Source organism: Streptomyces sp. G7(2002), from assembly GCF_028870195.1.
In the GTDB taxonomy this organism is placed as follows: domain Bacteria; phylum Actinomycetota; class Actinomycetes; order Streptomycetales; family Streptomycetaceae; genus Streptomyces; species Streptomyces nigrescens.
This window is the reverse complement of sequence record NZ_CP102609.1, coordinates 7,790,895-7,811,129: the sequence shown is the minus strand read 5'-3', so window position 1 is coordinate 7,811,129 and position 20,235 is coordinate 7,790,895. Positions and strand designations below refer to the sequence as shown.

Genomic DNA, 20,235 nt, shown 5'->3' with positions numbered 1-20,235 from the left:
TCGGTCGACGTCCGCGACGACACTCTCGCCCCGGATCGTAAGCGGCCGGCCGGTCGGGCGGCCGCTCCGGGGCACCCCCTACCCCGCCCCCGACTCCCCCTGAACACACGGGCGTTACCCACCCGTAACCTACCGACGGGTTACCAGAGGTAAGGAGCGGACCTTACTCTCCAGTCACATTCGGGTCCGCCGCGCGCCCCACCTGTCCTCGGACAGCGTGCGGCGGCCCGCGTCCTGAGATCTGGAGCAGAAGATGACGCCCTCCCGTACGACGCCGCGCGTCGCGATCGGCACCGTCTCCGCGGCCGTCCTCGCCGCCACGGTCCTCACCGGCGCACCGGCCACCGCCCAGGCGGCAACACCGGAATCCGCCCCCGCGGCGGCGACTTCGGGCGGCTCCGCCTCCCTGCGGTTCGTCGACATCGAGGGCGACGGCGGCATCACGCTCAAGGCCAACGTCTTCACCCCGGCCGGCGCCGACGGCACCCGGCGCCACCCCGTCATCGTGCTGCCCACGAGCTGGTCGATGCCGCAGGTCGAGTACCTGGCGCAGGCCAGGAAACTGGCCGAGGCGGGCTATGTGGTCGTCGGATACAACTCCCGCGGGTTCTGGCAGTCCGGCGGCGAGATCGAGACGGCCGGCCCGAAGGACATCGCCGACGCCTCGAAGGTCATCGACTGGGCGCTGGCCCACACCCCGGCCGACCCGCAGAAGGTCGGCATGGCCGGGGTCTCCTACGGCGCCGGGATCAGCCTGCTGGCGTCGGCATTCGACAAGCGGATCAAGGCAGTCGCGGCACTCAGCGGCTGGGGCGACCTCATCAGCTCGATCTACAGCGGCCGGACACAGCACAAGCAGGCGGCCGCGATGCTCGGCGGCACCGGCGAGCTGACGGGGCGCCCCAGCGCCGAACTCCGCACGATCCTCAAGGACTTCCTCGCCTCCGACCTCTCCAAGGAACAGGACATGATCGAGTGGGGGAGGAAGCGCTCCCCCAGCACCTACCTCGACAAGATCAACGCCAATGGCGCCGCGATCATGCTGGGCAACGCCTGGGGTGACTCCCTCTTCCCGCCCAATGAGTACGCCGACTTCTACGAGAAGCTGAAGGGCCCCAAGCGGCTGGAGTTCCGCCCGGGTGACCATGCCACGGCCGAGGGGCTCGGACTCTTCGGGCTGCCCAACGACACCTGGACCAACACCAAGCGGTGGTTCGACCACTACCTCCAGGGCGCGGACAACGGCATCGACCACGAGTCGCCGGTGCTGCTCAAGTCCCGTTCCACCGGCGCGTACGAGGGCTACAAGAGCTGGAAGGACGTGCCGTCCGCGCACCGGAAGATCGAGCTGGCCGACAGCAAGCGGATCCACACCAACTGGGACTCCGGCGCCAACGGCGGCCTGATCTTCCTCTCCAGCATGATGGACCAGTTCTTCCGGCTGCCGCCGATGGCCTCGATCCCGCTGCTGCCGCGCCCCCTCGCCGGCGTCTGGCAGTCCGAACGCTACGAGACCGGCCAGCGGGTGCGGGGAACCACCCGGCTGCACACCACCGTGACCAGCACCGCGGAGAGCGGCACCGCCATCGCCTACCTCTACGACGTGGGCCCGCTCGGCATCGGCAAGCTGGTCACCCATGCGCCCTACACCTTCCACGGCAAGACCCCGAACCAGCCCTTCGGCGTGGACCTGGAGCTGTTCTCCACGGCCTACGACGTACCGGCCGGCCACCGTCTCGCCGTGGTCGTGGACACCGTCGACCCGCTGTACATCGAGCACAACCCGTCCGGCGCCCGGCTGACGTTCTCCTCCCCGGCGAACGATCCGTCGTATGTGTCGGTGCCGGTGCGCGACTAGGCATTCTCCGCCGTGACCGGGTAATCCGGCGGGCCGGGGCAAACCGGTGGGCCGGGGCCCGGTCGTACGACCCGGGACCTACCGCCCCGGCCCGAGGCGGCGCAGGCGCATGATCGATAGCCTCCCGCCATGACGGGTTACCCACCGGCGCGCGAGGCCGGTCAGCGGAAGCGGGATGCGCTCAGGCGGCTGGAGACGGACGAGGATGCGTGGGTGTCATCGGCGTCCGGTGAGGGCCCGCCCCGCCTCGTGCCGCTGTCCTTCGTCTGGCACGACGAGCGGCTGTGGATGGCCACCAAGGCGAAGAATCCGACGGTCCGCAACCTCCGGGCGCAGGAGGAGTGCTGGGTCGCCCTGGGGCCCACCCGCGATGTGGTCCTCATCGAGAGCACAGCGGAGGTGATCGCCTCGGACGGCCTGCCGGACGACACCGGGGACGCCTTCGTCAAGAAGCTGGGCTGGGATCCGCGGGGTCGCGACACCTGGGTGTTCCTCGCGTTCCGGCCGCGCCGGATGCTGGTGTGGCGCGAGGAGAACGAGCTGGCGGACCGGGAGTTGATGCGGGACGGGGTCTGGCGGGTGTGAGGGGCGGAGGAGCCGGGCCGGCCGGGCCCCTCCGCCGCGTACGGACGGTGCCCCATGAGGAATGATCACGGGCATGGGGAAATCCGATCCGAACCGGCACCCGCACCTGCCCACGACCGAGTCCGCCGTCTCCGCCATCCGTGACCTCGCGGACGAGTACCGGCTCGGCCTGACCGTCACGGATGACATCGGCGCGGACCGGACCTCCCGCCGCACCTCCGCCGGGCTGTTCACCGTCCTGGACCCGGACGGCTCGCTGCCGCACGAGGCCTTTGTGGAGCTGGGCGGAGCGCCCGCGGTCAGCGTCCAGCTGTTCCCGGAGGACGATGCGAAGATCACCGTGGACGGGGTGGAGTTCGCCGATGTCCCACGGGATGCGGTACCGGCGTTTCTGCGGTCGGTGTACGGCGGTCTCGCCCACGTCAAGGGGCGGCTCTTCCCGCCGGGCGAGTGGCTGGTCGTGCCACTGCCCGGCGATGAGACCTACAAGGAACTGATCTTCCGCGGCGCTCTCACGCCCTGGCTCGCGCGTATCGCCCGCTGAACCGGGGCCCGGCCTCAGGCCGGCGGCTTCGGGCGGCCCCCCGGCAGCAAGGTGCCCGGTTCGGGGGCGGCCACCTCGACGGCCTCGACCTTGGGGTTGCGCTTCTGCCGCTTGGAGACCCAGTTGGCCAGCCAGGACAGCAGCATGCACATCCCGATGTAGATCGGCGAGATGATCATGACGACGGGGATGAACGGCAGGTCGTAGTCGAGGTTGGACGCGATGAGCTTGCCGGCGTGCAGGAACTCCTCGTAGGTGATGAGGAAGCCGAGCGAGGTGTCCTTCAGGGCGACCACCAGCTGGCTGATGATGGCCGGGAGCATCGCCCGGACCGCCTGCGGCACCAGGACATGCGTCATGACCTGGGTCTTGCGCATGCCCAGTGCGTAGGAGGCCTCCCGCTGACCGCGGTCGACGGAGTTGACGCCGGTACGGAAGACCTCGGCGAGCACCGAGCCGTTGTAGAGGGTCAGTCCGGCGACCAGGGCGGGCAGCGGCTCCACCTTCAGCGCGACATAGATGAAGAAGATCATGACCAGGACGGGCATGGCCCGGAAGAACTCCACCAGCAGGGTGCACACCCAGCGGGCGATCCGGTGCTCGGAGAGCCGGCCGGTCGCGAGCACCGCGCCCAGCGCCAGCGACAGCACCGCCGCGAAGGCGAAGGCCTTCAGGGTGTTGCCCAGGCCCCGGAGCAGGAGGTCCTGAATTCCCGTGTAGGTGAAGGGAGTCCACTTCGCGGCGACGAACTGGCCGGTGGCGAAGAGGAGGTAGACGATCCAGGCGATCAGCGCGAGGATCACGACCGTCCCGCCGAGGCCGTAGAGCCGGTGCCGCTGCCGGGTCCGCGGGCCGGGGACGTCGTAGAGAGCGGTGGTCATCGGGCGACTCCGAAGCGCTTCTCCAGCACGTTGAAGATCGCGCTGATGGTCAGGGTCACGAGCAGATAGCCGACGGCGATCCAGACGAAGGTCCAGATGATGCTGTAACCCATCTCGTTGAGCGGCTTGTAGACCCCGAGCAGCTCGACGACGCTGAAGGCGCCGGCGATCGCGGAGTTCTTGGCGAGCGCGATCAGCGTGGAGCCGATGGGCGGGATGACGGACCGGAAGGCCTGGGGAAGGACGATGTCACCGAGGGTCTGCGGGAAGGTCATGCCCAGACTGCGGGCCGCCTCGCCCTGCCCGACCGGCACGGTGTTGATGCCGGAGCGCACCGCCTCGCAGATGAAGGCGGAGGTGTAGCAGCCCAGCGCGAGGATCGCGAACAGCTTGAAGGGCAGGACCAGGCCGAACCGCGGCAGCCCCAGCACCACGGCGAAGAACAGCAGCGTCAGCGGCGTATTGCGCAGCACCGTCACCCAGGCCGTGCCGAAGGCCCGCAGCGAGCCGACCGGCGCGACCCGGAACGCGGCCATCAGGAAGCCGAGGGCGAGGGCGAGCAGGGAGGCGTAGACGGTGAGTTCGACGGTGCCCAGCAGGCCCTCCCCGTAGAGGGAGAGGTTGTCCAGGAGAACGTTCATCGGTCAGTTCCTTGCCGGCTCAGGTCGCCGGGTAGCGGTCGATCGGGGGCGGCTTGGGGGCGGGCACCCCGGACAGGCCGAGGGTCGCGTCGTACGCCTTCTGCCAGAGGCCGTTCTTCTCGGCCGCGGCGAGGGCGTCGTCCAGCGCGAACCGCAGCGCGTTGTCGCCGCGGGGGACGCCGATGCCGTACGGCTCCTCGGAGAACGGTTTCCCGACCACCTTCAGCTCGTCGGGCACCTTGGCGGCGTAGCCCAGCAGGATCGCGTCGTCGGTGGTGACCGCGTCGACCTGGTAGGTGAGCAGGTTGTCGACGCACACCGAGTAGGTGTCGTAAGCGACCAGGTTCGCCTTGGGGTACTCGGCCTGGATGCGCTGGTACGGCGTCGAGCCGGCCGCCGAGCAGACCCGTTTGCCGGCGAGATCCTGCGGTCCCTTGATGTCGTTCTCGTCGGTGCGCACCAGCAGCGACTGGCCGGCCATGTAGTAGGGACCGGCGAAACCCACCAGCTTCTTGCGCTTGTCGTTGATGGTGTACGTGCCGACGTAGAGGTCGATCTGGCCGTTCTGCAGGGCGGTCTCGCGGTTGGCGGAGGCGATCGTCTTGAACTCGATGGTGCTGGGCGGGAAGCCGAGGGCCGCGGACATCATCTTGGCGATCTCGATGTCGAAACCGGCGTAGAGGCCGGAGGCCGGGTCCTTCTCTCCGAGGTAGGGCTGGTCCTCCTTGACACCGATGACGAGATGGCCGCGGCTCTTGGCCTTCATCCAGGTCGGGGACTCGGGCAGGGAGAAGTTCTTGGCGACCGGGTACTGGGGCAGTTCACTGCCCGTGGGGCCCTTGACCGGCGGGCTGCCGGCCCGGCCACAGCCGGCGAGGGCCAGCGCGAGCACGGCGAGCGCGAGCGCCACGAGGGCGCGGCGCAGGGGCGAGGAGTGACTGTGCGGCATCGCGACGCCCCCGTTCAGTGCTTGAGGATCTTGGAGAGGAAGTCCTTCGCCCGTTCGCTGCGCGGCGCGGTGAAGAACTCCTCGGGGGTGCGGTCCTCGACGATGCAGCCGTCGTCCATGAACACCACACGGTTGGCGGCGGAGCGGGCGAAGCCCATCTCATGGGTGACGACGACCATCGTCATACCGTCCCGGGCGAGCTGCCGCATGACTTCCAGCACCTCGTTGATCATCTCCGGGTCGAGGGCGGAGGTCGGCTCGTCGAAGAGCAGCGCCTTGGGGTCCATGGCGAGGGCGCGGGCGATGGCGACGCGCTGCTGCTGGCCGCCGGAGAGCTGCGCGGGGTATTTGTCGGCCTGGGAGGCGAGCCCGACCCGGTCGAGGAGTTCACGGGCCTGCCGGGCGGCGTCGTCCTTCTTCTTCTTCCGGACCTTGATCGGCGCCAGCATCACATTGGCCAGCACGGTCTTGTGGGCGAAGAGGTTGAACGACTGGAAGACCATGCCGACTTCGGCACGCAACTGGGCGAGCGCCCGGCCCTCTTCGGGCAGCGGTCTGCCGTCCAGCTTGATGCTGCCGGACTCGACGGTTTCCAGGCGGTTGATGGCCCGGCACAGTGTGGACTTCCCGGACCCGGAGGGCCCGATGACCACGACCACCTCCCCGCGGCCGACGGTGAGGTCGATGTCCCGGAGGACATGGAGTTTTCCGTAGTGCTTGTTGACCCCGCGCAGTTCAATCAGCGCATCACCGGCCATATGCAGACCTGCCCACTCTCATCCGTACAGCGGAGAGCCCGCAACCTACCGGGGCACATGGGGCACTTCTCCACTGACACGCACGTATGCGCGGAGATGGGCGGATAAATCAGGGTTACCGATGAACGTCCCGCGGACCCGGTACGGGACTGCCACCCGGCCCTCTGACGCCGGTCTCAGGCCTCGGAACCGGTCTCAGGCCCGGAACCGGTCTCAGGCCTCGGAGACCTCGGCGCAGACCTGGGACAGTTCGGGCACCCCGGTGTCGGCCCATTCATGGCCCGCCGCCACCACATCGATCTCCCGCCCGGACGCCAGCCGGACCACCGGCTGTCCGTCCGGCCAGACATGCCAGACGGCGCCGCGCACCGTGCGGACCAGCACCGTGCCGAGGTAGAGGCCGGCGTCGTTGCCGAGCCAGGGCAGCACCTCCGGATCGTCCCGCCACACGGGCTGGAGCTGGTCCAGCAGCTCCAACGAGCGTACGGAGTCGTCCAGTTCCACACCCGCCGTGGCGGCCTGGGCCCGGAGCAGCTCGCACTCGGACAGCAGCTCGACGACGCTCTCGGGATCGGCCCGCACCGACTCCGCGAGCGGCACGGACCGGTGCGCCTGATGACGCTTGCGCCACTTGTCCAGGAAAGACATGTTCATGGTGTGCAGGGTCCCACCCGGCCTGCGGACCCGGCCACAGGCGCGCGGCGCCATCGTGCCCCGTTCGTCACCTTGACGCTCCCTCATCGTCTCCCTAACTTCATGGCGCTCGGATCGGATCTGCTGGATCCGCAGAAGCCCCCTGTCCTTCGCGGGACCGGCCTGGATCGCAGCGCACCACCTGCCCGTTGACGCCACCCGGAGGGATACGGACCGATGCGTGTACGACGATGGGGCACCGCCCTGACACTGCTGCTCACCACGACCGCACTGCCGGCCACCGGCCCCGGCACGGCCACGGCCGCGCCGGCCGGCCCGGCACAGTCCCCGCACCGCCCGCTGCCCTTGGCCCGGCACTTCGACAACCGGGCGGTCAGTGACAACTCCGCACCCGGCGCGGCCGACTTCGACGGTGCGGGCCGGTCGCTGTCCGCCCAGGACCTGGCGGCGGCCGGCTGGTCGCCGGGGAGCGTCCTGACGCTCGACGGTACGCGGCTCGGCCTGCCGCGTACGGCACCCGGCGCGCCGGACAACGTGGTGGCGGAAGGCCAGGCGGTGGCGGTCCGCGGCCGGGGCGAGGCGCTCACCTTCCTGGTCGCCGGGACGGGCGGCCCGGCCGCCGGCACCGGAACCGTGCACTACGGGGACGGCTCGCGCAGCAGCTATGAACTCACCGCGCCCGACTGGCGGTCGGGGCCGCTGAGCACCAAGGCCGTGGCGCTGCCGCACCTCAACACTCCGGGCGGGCCGTCGGACGAGTCGGCGCGGCTGTACGCGGTGACCGTACCGCTGCCGGCCGGGCGGGAGGTGGCCTCGGTGGTGCTGCCCACGGCGGACGGGGCGGCGGGCGCGCTCCATGTCTTCGCGGTGGCGGTACGTGACTCCGGGCGCAGGACCGGGAGTTGGGCGGCGAGCACCGCGGGCTACCGGGCGGTCGGGCCCTGGACGGACCGTACGCTGCGGCTGGTCGTGCACAGCGGTGCCGGCGGACCACGGGCCCGCATACGGCTCGCCAACACCTTCGCGGCCACGCCGGTGGACATCGGGGCGGCCAGCATCGCGGTACGCGGCGCGGGGGCGGCGGCGGACCGCGCGCCGGTGCCGCTGACCTTCGGGCGGGGGCACACCGGGACCCGTATCGCGGCCGGGGCCGAGGCGTTCAGCGATCCCGTGGACTTCACCGTTCCGGCCGGCGCCGATCTGCTGGTGAGCATCCATCTGCCGGGGACGGTGACCGCGGCGCCGGTGCACCAGGAGGCGGCCCAGCTGTCGTATCTGAGCGCGGCGGGCAGCGGGGACCGCACCGCGGACGCCGGGGGCACGGCCTACCCGGAGACGCTGACCGTCTGGCCGTTCCTGACGGGGGTCGAGGTCGAGGGCGGCCCCGGCTCGATCGTGGCGCTGGGCGATTCGATCACCGACGGGGTGAAGTCGACCAGCGGCACCAACCGGCGCTGGCCCGACGTCCTGGCCCGCCGCTTCCAGACGCAGCAGGCACTGCCCCGCTACGGCGTGCTCAACCACGGCATCTCGGCCAACCGCATCGTCACCGACCGCTATCAGGGCGACGGGGTCAGCACCGACACCGGCGGGGTCAGTGCCCAGCACCGGCTGGAGCGGGATGTGCTGGCGCAGCCCTCGGCGCGGACGGTGGTGGTGTTCGAGGGCATCAACGATGTGCGCTGGGGAACGTCGTCGGACGAGGTCATCGCCGGTCTGCGGGCTCTCGCGCGGCGGGCGCACGAGCGGGGGCTGCGGGTCGTGGTGGCGACCATCGCACCCTGTGAGGGCTACCACGACTGCACCCCGGCCGTGGAGGCCCGCCGGCAGGCCGTCAACGCCTTCGTCCGCGCCAACGCCGGCGCGGTCTTCGACGCGACCCTGGACTTCGACGCCGTGATCCGCGATCCGCAGCGGCCCCAGCGGATGCTGCCCGCCTACGACAGCGGCGACCATCTCCACCCCGGCGACGCGGGCCTCAAGGCGCTGGGTGAATCCGTGGACCTCCGGAAGCTGCTGCCTGGGAGGCACTGACGCGGCGGGGCCCGTCGCACGGACGGCGGCGGCAGGCCCCTGGGGGCGCTCCCCGGGGGCCTGCCCTCCACCTCACTCAGCCCTGGACGTCGAGGTCCACCACGACCGGGGCGTGGTCCGAGGCGCCCTTGCCCTTGCGCTCCTCGCGGTCCACATAGGCGTCCGAGACGGCCTTGGCGAACGGCTCGTTGCCGTAGACCAGGTCGATGCGCATACCGCGGTTCTTGGGGAAGGCGAGCTGGCGGTAGTCCCAGTAGGTGTACGGCCGGTCGTACTTGAGGGGGCGCGGGACGACGTCCGACAGGCCCGCCTCGCGCAGGGCCGTCAGCGCTGCCCGCTCGGCGGGGGTGACATGGGTGGCGCCCTCGAACACGGCCGGGTCCCAGACGTCCTCGTCGGTCGGTGCGACGTTGTAGTCGCCGAGGACCGCGAACGGGCGGGGGCCCGCCGCGTCCTCGGCGACCGCCGTCTTCAGCGCCTCGAACCAGCCGAGCTTGTAGGCGTAATGCGCATGGCCGACCTCGCGGCCATTGGGGACGTACACCGACCACACACGGGCCGGGCCGCAGGTCGCCGAGACGGCCCGCGGTTCCTGCGCCCCTTCGTAGTCCGGGCCGCCGGGGAGGCCCATGACGACGTCCTCGAGCCCCACCTTGGACAGCAGGGCGACACCGTTCCACCGGCCGTTGGCGTTGACCGCGGCCTCATAGCCGAGCTCGCGCAGCTCGTCGTGCGGGAACTGCTCGGCGGTGCACTTGGTCTCCTGGAGGCACAGCACGTCCGTGCCGGTGCTCTCCAGCCAGGCCAGCAGCCTCGGGAGGCGGGCGGTGATCGAATTGACGTTCCAGGTCGCGATGCGCATGTCTGTAAACCTACAGCGAGGGACTGACAGTCAGGCCGTCAGCCGAGAGCGGCACGGGCGCCGGGGGCGAGCCGGCCGTGATCGGTGCCGCCCAGCTTGTCGATCATGGAGTCGTAGATCGGGCGGGCGTGGTCCTGGAGCAGGCTGTCGTGGATGTCGATGGCCCGTTGGGGCGCGACCTCGCGGACGTAATCGATGATCTCGGCGACCTTGTTCCAGGGGGCGTGGACGGGCAGCAGGAGGGTGTCGACCGAACGGCCCTCCGGGACGGTCAGGGCGTCGCCCGGGTGGAAGACCGCACCGCCGTCGATGAGGTAGCCGACGTTGGTGATGCGCGGGATGTCGGGGTGGATGACGGCGTGCAGCTGGCCGTGCACCTCCACCTCGAACCCGGCGGCGGTGAAGGTGTCCCCCTCGCCGACCGTGTGCACCCGGCCGGGGAACGCGGCCGACAGCTGCTCGGCGACGCTGGCCAGCGTCCAGATCTCGGCTGCCGGGTTGGCCTCCATGCCCGCCCGCAGCCGCTCCTCGTTGAAGTGGTCCATGTGCTCATGGGTGACCAGGATCGCGTCCGCACCGACGGCCGCATCCGCTTCGCTGAAGACACCGGGGTCGATGACGAGTGCCCGCCCGTCCTTCTCCAGCCGGACACAGGCGTGCGTCTTCTTGGTGAGTTCCATGGGGCCATCTTGCCCCGCGCTCACGCCTCCGGCGTGGTCTCCTCCCGTATCACCCGCTGGGCGACGGCGAATGCGGAGTTCGCGGCCGGGACACCGCAGTAGATGGCGGTGTGCAGGAGTACTTCCTTGATCTCCGTGGGGGTGAGGCCGTTGCGCAGGGCCGCGCGGGTGTGCAGGACCAGCTCGTCGTGGTGGCCGCGGGCGACCAGCGCGGTGAGCGTGATGATGCTGCGGGTACGGCGGTCCAGGCCCGGCCGGGTCCAGGTCTCGCCCCAGGCGTAGCGGGTGATGAAGTCGTGGAAGTCGCCGGTGAAGTCGTCGGCGGCGGCCTCGACCCGGTCGACATGGGCGTCGCCGAGCACCTCACGGCGGACCTTGATGCCCGCTTCGTAGGTGGCCCCGCGGACCTGCTCCGGCTGTGCGTGGCCGGACTCTATGGCGGCGGGCGGCGCCTGCGGGGGCACCGGGGGCGCGATCTGCGGCTTGGGGGCGGCGGCACCGATGGCGGTCTGGCCACCGGGGCCCGGCTTGTCGTGCCAGGCGGTGCTGAAGTGCCGGATGAGCAGTTCGGTGACGGCCGAGGGCTGCTCGACGGGGGCCAGGTGGGAGGTGCCGGGCACCAGCGCCAGGCTCGCGTCGGGTATGCCGGCGACGAGGGTGCGGGCGTCGGTGGTCGGGGTGACCTGGTCCTCGGAGCCGACGACAACGAGCGTGGGGACGCCGACCCGGCCGAGGGAGGACCGCACGTCGAAGGAGGCCAGCGCCTCACAGGCGGCGATGTAGCAGCCGGGGTCGGTGGTCCGCACCATCTGGACGGCCCATTCCACGATCGCGGGCTGGGCGCCGGCGAAGCCCTGGGTGAACCAGTGCTCGGGCGCGGTGCGGGCGATCGGGTCGAGCCCGTTCGTGCGGATGACCACACCACGCTGGCGCCAGGCGTCAGCGGTGCCGTAACGCGGCGAGGTGGACACCAGGGCCAGCGAGGTGACCTGATGGGGGCGGGTGAGCGCCAACTGGACGCCGATGGCGCCACCGATGTTGCAGCCGGCGTAGCCGAAGCGGTCCACACCCAGTGCGTCGAGGGTGGCGATCAGCCGGTCGGCCAGTTCGGCGACGGAGGACGCCGCGTGCGCGGGCGAACCGCCATGGCCGGGCAGGTCGAAGCGGATGACCCGCCAGTGGCGGGTCAACTCGGGGATCTGCCGGTCCCACATGTGCCATGTGGTACCCAGAGCGGCACCGAGGACAAGTACGGGGGCGTCGTCGGGGCCGTCGATCCGGTGCTGCAGGGTCTTCTCACTCACCCGGCCACGCTACCGACTCTCTGACAAGATCCTTACACCCGGGTCAGGAAGAGCCACCGGAGCATGGCCGCCGACGGCGCCCGAAGCAGGGTTTGCGCAGGTCAGAGCCTCAGCGTGGAGACGACGTGGACGATCGCATGCCCCGGCTCGTCGTAGCTCACCGTGATCTGCCGGTACGGATGCGGTGCCTTGCTCATGATCAGGGCCGGCGTCTTCTGGCCCAGAGAAGCGGCGTTGCGGGGTGGGCGCGGACAGCTCACTCACGCCTTGCACGCCCTCAAATCTCACCAACCTCGCCTGGCTCGGCGGAAACGCCACCGCGTGGCTGACAGGCTCCGGCACGGCAGCGCCTTACCAGCCGATCGGAGCGCTCCTCCATCCCGACCAGCTGTGGCCCGGCCTCGACCACACCGCGCTGCTGTTCGGCACCCGTATCGTCCCCATCGCCGTGCTGGTCACCCTGGCCGTTGTCGGCTTCATGCTGTGGTCTCGGCACAAGAGCACCTCCGGCGGAAAGAAGAAGCCCCTGCGCGGGCTGGCGCGCAAGAGGGACATCGAGCCCCTCCTTGCCAAGGCCATGACCGCCAAGGCCCGCTCCCTGCGACCGAGCTTGAAGGACGCCAAGCACATCGCTGCCCGCGACACCGGAGTCCTCCTCGGTGATCTGCAAGGCACCCGGCATGAGGTGCGGATGGGCTGGGAGGACGTCGCCGTAGCGATCATGGCCCCGCGCTCCGGCAAGACAACCTCGCTCGCGATCCCCTCGATCCTCAACGCCCCCGGACCGGTCCTGCTGACCTCGAACAAGGCCGGCGGCGACGCCTACACGGCCACTATCGATGCGCGGGCGACGGTCGGCCGGGTCTGGTCGATGGACCCGCAGCAGATCGCCCATGCCGAGCGCACCATGTGGTGGAATCCCTTGGCGGATGCCAAGACCCTCGAGGGTGCCGGCCGTCTGGCCGGTCACTTCCTCGCCGCCAGCGTGGACGCCTCCCAGCAGGGTGACTTCTGGTCCAAGGCCGGATCCAACATCCTCTCGCAGTTGTTCCTGGCCGCCGCGCTCGACGAACGACCCATCACGGACGTGACGTCCTGGCTGGCCTTCCCCGCGGACCGCACCCCGCTGGACATCCTGCGCGACCACGGCTTCGTAGCTGTCGCCGCCCAGCTCAAGGGCACCGTCGAAGGCCCGCCGGAGACCCGCGACGGCATCTACGAGACCGCCCGCCAGTACGCCGCCGCCCTGCTGAACACGGAGATCGCCGCGTGGGTCACCCCGCAGGAGGGCACCCCTGAGTTCAAGCCGTCGGAGTTCGTGGACAGCACCGACACGCTCTACCTGCTCTCCAAGGACGGCGGCGGCGGTGCCAGCGCGCTGATCGCGGCGTGCGCGGACTCGGTCATGCGGGCCGCGACCGCCCGCGCCGAACGAGCCGGCGGAAGGCTCGACCCGCCGATGCTCGCGATCCTCGACGAGGCCGCCAACGTGTGCAAGATCTCGGACTTGCCCGACCTGTACTCGCACCTGGGCAGCCGCGGCATCATCCCGATCACCATCCTGCAGTCCTACCGCCAGGGCCAGAAGGTCTGGGGGGATGTCGGCATGGACGCCATGTGGTCGGCCTCCACCATCAAGGTCGTCGGCCCCGGCATCGACGACCCCGACTTCGCCGACAAGCTCAGCCGGATGATTGGCGACCACGACGTGGAGAGCACGTCCATCTCGCACTCCGAGTCCGGCAAGTCCACCAGCGTGTCCATGCGACAGGAACGCATCCTGGCGGCCGACGCCATTCGCGCCCTGCCCAAGGGCAGCGCGCTGTGCTTCGCCACCGGAATGCGCGTTGCCGGTCTCGATATGAAGCCCTGGTACCTGCAGCCCGAAGCGGACGAGATCTCCGCCGCCTCGGAGCGTGCCTCGAAGGCCATCACCGAACGCGCCGTCGCCAAGACCACGCCGAAGCAGAGCGACTTCACAACGGCCGCGTAAGCCCGCCACCACACCCCGCGTGTAACACCAGCAACGCCCCCGCAACGCCAGCCGACCGCTCCTCCCCCGCGCGTCACTGAACCGCCGCGGCCGGGACGACACACGCCGTCCCGGCCGCGGACGGACCGCAGGAGCGAGCAGATCGCCCGCACACGCTGCCAAGCCCCCTGACAGGACACCCTCATCGACACCTACGAACCCTATGAACTCGACGACATGACGCCAGCCACAGCGCTGGACGCCGTCATCGCCGACGTTCGCTCCCACCCCGTCGACGCCGGCCCCGGCGGCTTCTTCACCGCCCTGCGCCACATCGACCTGCTCAGCCATCTCGCCCTGCGCTTCGCCGGCGACGCCCACTACCACCTCGACTCTGCCCACGAAACGGGCTCCGCCTGGCACCCGGTCAAGGAACTCACCAACGCGGCCGTCCCGCTCAGCAGAGCGCAGTACCACTACGCGCAGGCCATGGTTCCGCTCGCCACGCTCAGCAAACCGAACCCCGACACGTCCACGGCTGCACGGCTTCACGACATCGAGCATCACTGCGCGCTGCGCATGCATCTCCACGCCGCCGCACACTCCCTCGACGAGGCCCGCAGCACCCTGCGCACGCCCACCCCGACGCGGCTTCCGTCCCCCGCCGCCCCGCCCCCGGTGGCGACATCGGAACAGACCGCTTCGCGCCGGGCCCGCTAAGCAACCGCCAGACCCCACCCCCAAGAAACCACCTGGACCGCCTTGCCTCTTCTGGACATCCCCGATGTGTTCATCGGGTCCACCGACGACGGGCACACCTTCGTCGTCCTCAACCGCCGCATCCCCGCCGCCGACCGGCTGCTGAACGATGCCGGATTCCTCGCCCGTGAACACCTCGGCCGCACCCTCTACCTGCTCCCACCGGGCACGGCCCAGGACGCCAACGAGCGCGCCGGGGACGCGATGTACGGGCTCCTGGCCCACACCCTCGACCTTGTCGACCTCTCCTGGACGACGCGCTGGAGCCCCGGCACTCCCGAAGCCGATCCGGACCTCCGCTTCCAGTTCACCGACGCCACCGTGACAGCAACAGCCCAGACCTCCGCCGCCCGCTCACTCCTGGAGCAGCACGGCTTCGCCCTCGCGGCGGACGGCTCCTCCTATCAGCCGCCACCCGGGCTGGATCAACGCGGCCTGCTCGGCGCCGTCACGGCCGCCGAAACGCACGCCTACACCCACGGCCTCACCGTCCGCGTCGGCCTCGGCATCCCCACACCGATAGATATCCCGGCCGCACCCCGCCGTGCATCACCTGCGCCCCCCAGCCCGCCGTCCGGCCCGGCGACCCGTCGTCGCCCGCGCTGATTCCCACACCCGCCGCCCTTCTCAAGGACATGCCCCCGGAGCCCTGTTGACCACCGACATCGATCTCAACGAGCAGATCTACCACCTGCGCCACCTCGGCGACGACTTCATGGCCCTCCACGACCGGGTCCGCGGCCTCGCCGCCGCGCCTGGAACAGAAACCCTTCGGCAGCTCGCACCCCTCGTACTCAAGAGCCAGGAGCTTGTCGGGAAGGTGCTCCTGTCGCTGTCCGCCCTCGACGGAAGCCCGTACGCAGCCGTGATCGGCAGCCGACAATCACTCAGGGGTCTCGGTGGCCTCGTTGCCGATGCGTCCCAGGCCAGTTGGGACCTCGCGCAAGCGCTAGCCGGCAACCCCCTGGACGGCATCGGCTTTGGCGGACCGAGCCACGACGAGGACAACATCCGCAACGCAAGGCACGCCCGTGACGCACCGGAGATGGCCGGCCACCTCGGCGACGCCGCCTGGGACCTCAACGTGTGCGCGGCCTCCTGCCACCAGCTGGCCACCGGCATCGGCCACGATCTAGAACGCGCATTGCCCACCACCCGACAGGCGCTACAAGGGATCAGTCCCACCCAGTACGAAGCACTGACCTCGCTCGCGAAGGGCGGGGCCACGATGCAGACGCGAGACCGCGGCTCGACCATCGTCCTCACCCCCGACCACACACTCATCACCATCGCCACATTCCAATCCCTGGACAAGCGCGGCCTGGTCTGCCTCGACACCTCCATACCGCTCCACCAAGGGCGGGGCATCACCGTGACCACCGAGGGACACCGCGCGCTGGCCCAGCACCGGGCCCGTACCGGTGCGACCACAGTGCCGGCCGCCGCGTCAACAGCCGCGGCGGCCACCATGCCCACGGTTGCGGTGAAGCGGGAGGTGCGCCGATGAGCCCGTACGCACACGACGACCGGGTCATGGTTTCGCCTCGATACATGGCAGGCGCCGGCGACCGGGTCGCCGACGTGATCGGCCCCCTGATCCACCTCTTCGGGTGGAAGCACGAGCACGATGCCGCCACCGGGCACGTCGCAGTCGACAGCCCCGACGCCAGCCTGTTCGTCGACTTCGCCCCACTGCACCCGCGCGGTCAGTGGCTCACCGTGGCCCACCATGAGCCTTACTGGGAAGCGACGTTCAGCAGGCAGACGCCCCTGGAGGCGGTCGCCGCCGTCACCCAGGCACTGCCCCAGCTGCTCGGCGATGCCCGTCACGCCGACCGCATCCCGATCACAGACATGCCCCTGGACCAGCTCGCCGAGCTGAACGACTGGTCCGCCGAGGACGACGTCCTCACCTCGCCCGACCTGTATTGCCGACTGCAGCACACGCCCGGCCAGGAGATCGCCTGGCAGGTCGAGCACGTCTACTACGAGGGCGCGCCGCTGGCCACGTTCACGCAAGACACCCCTGAGTGCCTCGTCCGCAACTTCTTCGCCCACCTGACCGCGCCAATGGCGGTGGAGCGGGTCGTTGCCGACATCCCCCTCAGCACGCGGCATGGAAACAGCGCCTTGATCACACCGGTCCGCGGGTCCGGAGTGAATCCCCAGATCCATCACGCCCTTGCACAGCTCGACCGCCCCAGCCGCCCCGGCCGCCGCCGCTGACTCCCCGATCGCCCCTGAGCCATCCTGACCGAGAAGACCGCCTCCCCTGAGCCCGCCGAACAACTCCTCAATCTGGCGACCGACTTCACCCGATTCAACGACGCTCACCAGCGGCACGCACTCAACGGGCCAACCCCCGCCACCCTGCTGAACGCCCAGACGGAATCTGCACAACACCTGGCCCGGTCCGCGCTCGCCATCGTGGACACCCTCAACGCCCAGCCGATGTACCACAGCCCCGCCATCCACGCGGTATACGCACGCGTGCGCCAACTCGCCCATCTCGCATCCGACGCAGCCGACCATCTCATCGACGCCGTCGACCTCCTCGACCACACCCGCGCGGGGCTGCCCGTTGAACTGGGCGACGGCTTCCTGGCGGTCGTGACCGAGCAGGAAGCCCGCCGGGAAAGGCCCCGCCCTGACCACTTCCGATCCCCTTCACGCCCAACCCCGCTGCTCGCTTGGCGTGTTCGTTCCGGCCGGCCTCCATCCTGATGGGGATTCTTGAAAACGGCTCTGACCGCAGTTCCGTGAATCCCCAGGTCAGCGACGGGAACGGCGAACCGTTTCATCAGGGTCTCGTGCACCGTGGTGATCAAGACGATCGAAGATGTGCTGTTTCCCGGGATCGATGTGAGGTTGGAGCGGGTTGCGTTCACTGCGGACGCGTTGGAGGTGTCGGCTGCGGCATGCGGTCCGGCGCCCCGCTGTCCGGGGTGCTGGGCAAGAGCGCGTCGTGTGCACTCCGCGTATGAGCGCGGTCTGGCCGAACGCCCGCTGACTGGGCGCAAGTTACAGGTCAGGCTCCGGGTGCGGCGCTTCTTCTGCGACCGCTCCTCTTGCAAGAGGAAGACCTTCGTCGAGCAGGTCCGCGGGCTGAGCGAACGCTATCGACGCTCCAGCATCGGCACGAAGCAGTGGCTGCACGCGGTCGCCGTCGAGCTCGGCGGCCGAGCCGGGGAACGCCTTTGTCGACAGCTCCGTCTGTCCGCCGGCCGCAGCAAGCTGCTGGGACTGCTCGAAGCGCCCGTGGTGCCGGAACGTTCGCCGCGAGTGCTGGGCGTCGATGAGTTCGCCTTCCGCAAAGGCTGCACCTACGGCACCGTTCTGGTCGACGTCGAGGCCGGACGCGTCGTGGATGTGCTGCCGGACCGCACCTCCGAAACGTTCGCCGACTGGCTTCGCGCACATCCAGGCGTCGAGATCGTCTGCCGAGACAGGGCCACCGCATACACCCGAGCGGTCAAAGAAGCAGCTCCGCATGCCCTGGAGATCGCTGATCGCTGGCACCTCCTTCAAAACCTTTCCGCCGCGGTCGAGAAGACCTGCCATCAGCACCGCGCCTGTCTGCGTAAACGCATCGAAGATGAGGCACCCGACCCACCCGAGCCACCTCGCATGGATCTACCGTTGCCCGGCCTTCCAGCAACACAGATGGTCGAGCGGACACGGCACCGGCACGAAGACGTGCACCGCCTCGTGGACGCCGGCTGGACCATCAGCGCCATCGCCCGGAGGCTGAACCTAGACCGCAAGACCGTCCGTCGCTTCCGCGACACCGACCTCGACCAACTGCTGGCCTCCGCCCGCGATCGCCGCCCTGCCGGAATCCTGGAACCGTTCAAGCCCTACCTCAACAGCCGCTTCACCGAGATATCAGGCCAGGTCAGCGGCACCAGACTATTCCTGGAGATCCGCGAACGCGGCTACCGGGGCAGCCGTCAGGTCGTCCGCAAGCACCTCGCCGCGCTCCGGGCCGGCACCGCTGAACCCGTCCGGGCCGACATCCCGAGTCCTCGCAAGATCACCTCATGGATCATGCGGCCACGCGAGGCCCTGACCGAAAGCCGGGAGGAACGACTGCTTGAAGTCCGCCTCGCCTGCCCCGACATCGCCCGCGCCTGCGACCTCGCCCGGTCCTTCTCCGACCTCGTCCGCCACCAGCGCGGACACCTCCTGCTCGAATGGATTCCCCAGGCCGAGCAGGACGCCCCGAAACCGATGAGCGGGTTCGCCGGCTTCCTCCGTCGCGATCTCGACGCCGTCACCGCCGGCCTCACTCTCACCTGGAGCTCAGGCGTCGTCGAAGGCCACGTCAACCGGATCAAAACACTCAAGAGAGCAATGTATGGCCGCGCGTCGTTCCCGCTCCTTCGGACCCGGATCCTCACCCCACCATGAGCTTCACGGCCGTGACGTGGGTGACGGTACCGACGGAGTCGGACTTCTGCTCCGCATTCCTCGCCCTTCCGGCGGAGTCGAATCGTCCGCGGAGCTGATCCAGGCTCGTGGGTTGCCCCGACATAGTGAAGGCATGACAACCCACACGGCGCACATCAACACGACAGCGACAGAACGGCCCGTTCCCCGGTGGGCTGCCCGAGCAGCCCATGCGATGCCTTTGGTCGCACTGCCTGTCTGCCTGTGGCGTCTGCCCATCGCCTTCGGCTATGGCATGGGCGGGGAGGTCCTGCCCCCGTCACCGTGGAACATCCCCTACGTCGTCGGACTCAGCGTGACGTCCGAGGCATTCGCACTGCTCAGCTTCGGCTTGGTGCGTCAGTGGGGTGAGGTTGTGCCCACCTGGGTCCCCAAGCTGGGCGGCAGACGCATCCCGCCCTTCGCAGTGACCATCCCCGCGACGATCTGTGGCCTCTTCTTCACCGCCTTGATGGTCCACTGGGCGTTCGGGGCCTTCCGCCTCGGCGGTGCTGACGGCTTCCCGTACGCCGAGGGCTGGGACGTGCTGGCGATGACGGTCAGCGGTCTGTTCACCTTGTGGGGCCCCCTGCTGCTGGCCCTGACGTTCGCTTATCACCATCGCCGTTGCTCCCGCTGAGCCGGTACCGACGCGTTTCACGGAATCACGGTCAGATCCATTTTCAAGGAGCCCCATCAATCCGGTATCCGCCGAGCGCCGTCACCTCGACCAGCTCGCGCAGGCAGGTGCCGACCTTTTCGAGGTCGGCCTGGCCACCGAGGACGCCGTCCTCGACGGCCCCGTCATCCAGGCCGCCTACCACCGCGCGCTGCGACGCGGAAACGCCCTCGATGCCGCCGTCCGCGCCGTCGAGCATGCCGCCGGCCTCCGGCCGACCGTCGTCATGACCTACTGGGAGCCCGTCCGCCGCCACGGCCCCGAGCACCTGGCCCGCCTGTTCGCCGACGCAGGTGCCGCCGGCGGGATGGTCGTCGACCTGGCCCACCATGTGGCCCGCTGGCACGACACCGCGCGGGAAGCGGGCCTTCGCACCCCACACCTCATCCCGCGCACCACCCCCGACACCAGCCTCCCCGCCGCGGTCGCCGGCGCCTCCGGATGGCTCTACGCACCCGCCAGCACAGCCCCGACCGGCTACCAAGGGCCGGTCGACATCCCGGCGCTCGGCCACTTCACCCGGCGCCTGAGCAGCGTGAGCCCGCTGCCCGTGGTCTCGGGCGTGGGGATCTCCACCCCGGCCCTCGCCGCGCGCGTCGCCCCGGTCGTGACCGGCTCGTCCCGCCCCACCCGCTAACACCCCAGCC

21 protein-coding genes are annotated in these 20,235 nt (G+C 69.9%); 13 read left to right on the top strand and 8 right to left on the bottom strand.

Annotation, left to right across the window (positions count from 1 at the left end):
• Positions 1 to 253 precede the first annotated feature (253 nt).
• The 3 genes from NUT86_RS33490 to NUT86_RS33480 all read left to right on the top strand — a co-directional run bounded on the left by NUT86_RS33490 (position 254) and on the right by NUT86_RS33480 (position 2,987).
• Entirely contained in the window at positions 254 to 1,858 is a 1,605-nt protein-coding gene (locus NUT86_RS33490) for an alpha/beta fold hydrolase (RefSeq protein WP_159485254.1), read from the top strand.
• 129 nt (positions 1,859 to 1,987) lie between these two features.
• Entirely contained in the window at positions 1,988 to 2,443 is a 456-nt protein-coding gene (locus NUT86_RS33485; protein ID WP_262039681.1) for a pyridoxamine 5'-phosphate oxidase family protein, read from the top strand.
• Positions 2,444 to 2,516: 73 nt separating this feature from the next.
• On the top strand, positions 2,517 to 2,987 hold the full coding sequence (locus tag NUT86_RS33480; RefSeq protein WP_274739080.1) for a hypothetical protein: 471 nt from the start codon (positions 2,517 to 2,519) through the stop codon (positions 2,985 to 2,987).
• Positions 2,988 to 3,001: 14 nt separating this feature from the next.
• On the opposite strand, the gene NUT86_RS33475 is transcribed toward NUT86_RS33480, so the two are convergent.
• The 5 genes from NUT86_RS33475 to NUT86_RS33455 all read right to left on the bottom strand — a co-directional run bounded on the left by NUT86_RS33475 (position 3,002) and on the right by NUT86_RS33455 (position 6,870).
• Positions 3,002 to 3,868 (bottom strand): amino acid ABC transporter permease, encoded by an 867-nt coding sequence (locus NUT86_RS33475; RefSeq protein WP_148591027.1) that lies wholly within the window; start codon positions 3,866 to 3,868, stop codon positions 3,002 to 3,004.
• Complete coding sequence (locus NUT86_RS33470) at positions 3,865 to 4,509, bottom strand: amino acid ABC transporter permease (protein WP_018090409.1); 645 nt, start codon at positions 4,507 to 4,509, stop codon at positions 3,865 to 3,867. Before NUT86_RS33470 ends, NUT86_RS33475 begins: the two co-directional genes overlap by 4 nt.
• Before the next feature lie 19 nt (positions 4,510 to 4,528).
• Entirely contained in the window at positions 4,529 to 5,458 is a 930-nt protein-coding gene (locus tag NUT86_RS33465) for a glutamate ABC transporter substrate-binding protein (RefSeq protein WP_274739078.1), read from the bottom strand.
• A gap of 14 nt (positions 5,459 to 5,472) precedes the next feature.
• On the bottom strand, positions 5,473 to 6,216 hold the full coding sequence (locus NUT86_RS33460) for an amino acid ABC transporter ATP-binding protein (protein ID WP_018090407.1): 744 nt from the start codon (positions 6,214 to 6,216) through the stop codon (positions 5,473 to 5,475).
• Positions 6,217 to 6,429: 213 nt separating this feature from the next.
• On the bottom strand, positions 6,430 to 6,870 hold the full coding sequence (locus NUT86_RS33455; protein WP_109896685.1) for a DUF6278 family protein: 441 nt from the start codon (positions 6,868 to 6,870) through the stop codon (positions 6,430 to 6,432).
• A gap of 216 nt (positions 6,871 to 7,086) precedes the next feature.
• Here NUT86_RS33455 and NUT86_RS33450 point away from each other — a divergent pair, with 216 nt between their 5' ends.
• On the top strand, positions 7,087 to 8,904 hold the full coding sequence (locus tag NUT86_RS33450; RefSeq protein WP_274739077.1) for an SGNH/GDSL hydrolase family protein: 1,818 nt from the start codon (positions 7,087 to 7,089) through the stop codon (positions 8,902 to 8,904).
• 76 nt (positions 8,905 to 8,980) lie between these two features.
• On the opposite strand, the gene NUT86_RS33445 is transcribed toward NUT86_RS33450, so the two are convergent.
• The 3 genes from NUT86_RS33445 to pcaDC are packed head-to-tail and all read right to left on the bottom strand — an operon-like array spanning position 8,981 to position 11,750.
• On the bottom strand, positions 8,981 to 9,766 hold the full coding sequence (locus NUT86_RS33445) for an exodeoxyribonuclease III (protein WP_018090404.1): 786 nt from the start codon (positions 9,764 to 9,766) through the stop codon (positions 8,981 to 8,983).
• 38 nt (positions 9,767 to 9,804) lie between these two features.
• Complete coding sequence (locus NUT86_RS33440; protein ID WP_018090403.1) at positions 9,805 to 10,446, bottom strand: MBL fold metallo-hydrolase; 642 nt, start codon at positions 10,444 to 10,446, stop codon at positions 9,805 to 9,807.
• Positions 10,447 to 10,466: 20 nt separating this feature from the next.
• The gene (gene pcaDC / locus NUT86_RS33435) at positions 10,467 to 11,750 is read right to left on the bottom strand and encodes a bifunctional 3-oxoadipate enol-lactonase/4-carboxymuconolactone decarboxylase PcaDC (protein ID WP_018090402.1); all 1,284 of its coding nucleotides are present in this window, start codon (positions 11,748 to 11,750) and stop codon (positions 10,467 to 10,469) included.
• A gap of 241 nt (positions 11,751 to 11,991) precedes the next feature.
• Between pcaDC and NUT86_RS33430 the strand changes: the two genes are divergently transcribed.
• The 9 genes from NUT86_RS33430 to NUT86_RS33390 all read left to right on the top strand — a co-directional run bounded on the left by NUT86_RS33430 (position 11,992) and on the right by NUT86_RS33390 (position 20,225).
• Positions 11,992 to 13,743 (top strand): TraM recognition domain-containing protein, encoded by a 1,752-nt coding sequence (locus NUT86_RS33430; RefSeq protein ID WP_274739073.1) that lies wholly within the window; start codon positions 11,992 to 11,994, stop codon positions 13,741 to 13,743.
• A gap of 216 nt (positions 13,744 to 13,959) precedes the next feature.
• Positions 13,960 to 14,442 (top strand): hypothetical protein, encoded by a 483-nt coding sequence (locus NUT86_RS33425; protein WP_274739071.1) that lies wholly within the window; start codon positions 13,960 to 13,962, stop codon positions 14,440 to 14,442.
• 42 nt (positions 14,443 to 14,484) lie between these two features.
• Positions 14,485 to 15,087, top strand: a complete 603-nt coding sequence (locus NUT86_RS33420; protein WP_274739070.1) for a hypothetical protein — start codon at positions 14,485 to 14,487, stop codon at positions 15,085 to 15,087.
• 46 nt (positions 15,088 to 15,133) lie between these two features.
• Positions 15,134 to 15,988 (top strand): hypothetical protein, encoded by an 855-nt coding sequence (locus tag NUT86_RS33415; protein ID WP_274739068.1) that lies wholly within the window; start codon positions 15,134 to 15,136, stop codon positions 15,986 to 15,988.
• Positions 15,985 to 16,707 carry a DUF317 domain-containing protein gene (locus tag NUT86_RS33410; RefSeq protein ID WP_274739066.1) on the top strand — a complete coding sequence of 241 codons (723 nt, stop codon included), beginning with the start codon at positions 15,985 to 15,987 and terminating at the stop codon, positions 16,705 to 16,707. The genes NUT86_RS33415 and NUT86_RS33410 overlap by 4 nt, the downstream gene beginning before the upstream one ends.
• Before the next feature lie 201 nt (positions 16,708 to 16,908).
• Complete coding sequence (locus NUT86_RS33405; RefSeq protein WP_274739064.1) at positions 16,909 to 17,205, top strand: hypothetical protein; 297 nt, start codon at positions 16,909 to 16,911, stop codon at positions 17,203 to 17,205.
• Positions 17,206 to 17,298: 93 nt separating this feature from the next.
• Positions 17,299 to 18,891 (top strand): ISL3 family transposase, encoded by a 1,593-nt coding sequence (locus tag NUT86_RS33400; protein WP_274739062.1) that lies wholly within the window; start codon positions 17,299 to 17,301, stop codon positions 18,889 to 18,891.
• 214 nt (positions 18,892 to 19,105) lie between these two features.
• Positions 19,106 to 19,549, top strand: coding sequence for a hypothetical protein (locus tag NUT86_RS33395; RefSeq protein WP_274739060.1), 444 nt, complete (start codon positions 19,106 to 19,108; stop codon positions 19,547 to 19,549).
• A complete protein-coding gene (locus NUT86_RS33390; protein ID WP_342456286.1) occupies positions 19,524 to 20,225 on the top strand; it encodes a tryptophan synthase subunit alpha in 702 nt (233 codons plus the stop codon). The genes NUT86_RS33395 and NUT86_RS33390 overlap by 26 nt, the downstream gene beginning before the upstream one ends.
• Positions 20,226 to 20,235 lie beyond the last annotated feature (10 nt).

What these genes read in the sequence shown, in the direction of transcription:
- NUT86_RS33475 (WP_148591027.1), bottom strand. Translation starts at nt 3,868, where the DNA reads ATGACCACCGCTCTCTACGACGTCCCCGGCCCGCGGACCCGGCAGCGG.
- NUT86_RS33440 (WP_018090403.1), bottom strand. Translation starts at nt 10,446, where the DNA reads ATGGAACTCACCAAGAAGACGCACGCCTGTGTCCGGCTGGAGAAGGAC.
- NUT86_RS33490 (WP_159485254.1), top strand. Translation starts at nt 254, where the DNA reads ATGACGCCCTCCCGTACGACGCCGCGCGTCGCGATCGGCACCGTCTCC.
- NUT86_RS33395 (WP_274739060.1), top strand. Translation starts at nt 19,106, where the DNA reads ATGCCTTTGGTCGCACTGCCTGTCTGCCTGTGGCGTCTGCCCATCGCC.
- NUT86_RS33485 (WP_262039681.1), top strand. Translation starts at nt 1,988, where the DNA reads ATGACGGGTTACCCACCGGCGCGCGAGGCCGGTCAGCGGAAGCGGGAT.
- NUT86_RS33465 (WP_274739078.1), bottom strand. Translation starts at nt 5,458, where the DNA reads ATGCCGCACAGTCACTCCTCGCCCCTGCGCCGCGCCCTCGTGGCGCTC.
- NUT86_RS33425 (WP_274739071.1), top strand. Translation starts at nt 13,960, where the DNA reads ATGACGCCAGCCACAGCGCTGGACGCCGTCATCGCCGACGTTCGCTCC.
- NUT86_RS33455 (WP_109896685.1), bottom strand. Translation starts at nt 6,870, where the DNA reads ATGAACATGTCTTTCCTGGACAAGTGGCGCAAGCGTCATCAGGCGCAC.
- NUT86_RS33470 (WP_018090409.1), bottom strand. Translation starts at nt 4,509, where the DNA reads ATGAACGTTCTCCTGGACAACCTCTCCCTCTACGGGGAGGGCCTGCTG.
- NUT86_RS33450 (WP_274739077.1), top strand. Translation starts at nt 7,087, where the DNA reads ATGCGTGTACGACGATGGGGCACCGCCCTGACACTGCTGCTCACCACG.
- NUT86_RS33445 (WP_018090404.1), bottom strand. Translation starts at nt 9,766, where the DNA reads ATGCGCATCGCGACCTGGAACGTCAATTCGATCACCGCCCGCCTCCCG.
- NUT86_RS33460 (WP_018090407.1), bottom strand. Translation starts at nt 6,216, where the DNA reads ATGGCCGGTGATGCGCTGATTGAACTGCGCGGGGTCAACAAGCACTAC.
- NUT86_RS33480 (WP_274739080.1), top strand. Translation starts at nt 2,517, where the DNA reads ATGGGGAAATCCGATCCGAACCGGCACCCGCACCTGCCCACGACCGAG.
- NUT86_RS33410 (WP_274739066.1), top strand. Translation starts at nt 15,985, where the DNA reads ATGAGCCCGTACGCACACGACGACCGGGTCATGGTTTCGCCTCGATAC.